Origin of the sequence: Streptomyces calidiresistens, assembly GCF_014141525.1 — a bacterium.
Lineage (GTDB): Bacteria > Actinomycetota > Actinomycetes > Streptomycetales > Streptomycetaceae > Streptomyces > Streptomyces calidiresistens.
Genome location: NZ_VKHS01001317.1, coordinates 1 through 914, shown reverse-complemented (window position 1 = coordinate 914; position 914 = coordinate 1). Strand labels below are relative to the sequence as shown.

Below are 914 nucleotides of genomic sequence, written 5' to 3'. Positions count from 1 at the left end.
ATGTGTATACGAGCCAGCGATGTCCCCACCCGCGCCGGGCGCGAGCCCCGGCACCCCGGCGCCTCGTCGCCGGCCGCCCCCGCTCCGGCGGGGGTCGGGGGATCATCCCATGCCGAACGCCGTCACGAACACGGATACGATGCATTGGCTCACGCGACGGTCACCGGGGGGCTCGACGTCGGACGGGGACCGTGCGGATCCGGCCGGCGACCCCGGCCGGTGATCACCAACGGAGTCGGTCAACGATCAACGGGGTGCGCCGGGGAACGGCGCGCCGGCGGCGGGAGGTCGCGATGGGGGCGGTGCGGACGACGGCCCGGGCGGGCGCTGTGCCGGTGGCGCGCCTGGTCGTGCTCCTGGCGGTCACGGCCCTGTTGGTGAGCGGGTGCGTGCGGGTGCACGGCGAGAACGCCGTGGTACCGGCGATCACCCCGGAGGAGGCCGCGGAGGTCCTGGCCCGGTACGCCGAGATCGGCAACGAGGCCAACCCCGTCTACGACGCCGAGCTGAACCTGGAGATCGACACCGGCCCCCTGGGCGAGATCAACCAGGCCGGTCACCGCGCCCGGGGTGCCGTGCACCCGGAGGGCAACCCCCGTTACCGACCGCTGGACTTCACCGACGCCCGTTTCGCCATCCCCCGTCAGGCCGGATGGCCGAAGTTCTTCCTGGCCGACGCGGAAAGCGGGCGCGAGGGCGACGGGAACCGCTGGCTCCTGGTCTTCACGCGGAACTCGATCGAGGAGCAGTGGCGGGCCTCCTACCTGGCCGTGGTGCCGCCGGAGGAGGTGCCCGAGCCCCTGCTGGACGGGGACGGCTGGGCCGAGGCGGTGCCGGTGACCGGCGAGGCCGGCCGGTTGAGCGGTGCCTACGCGGACTTCCTCGCCGGGGGCTCCGGCTCCACCGGTGGGGAC

The 914-nt window shown here is 74.2% G+C and carries 1 protein-coding gene; it reads left to right on the top strand.

The features are described from left to right. Positions 1–254 precede the first annotated feature (254 nt). Positions 255–914, top strand: a 660-nt coding sequence (locus FOE67_RS27075) for an SCO2278 family lipoprotein (RefSeq protein WP_498370726.1), incomplete at its 3' end; no start/stop codon positions are given.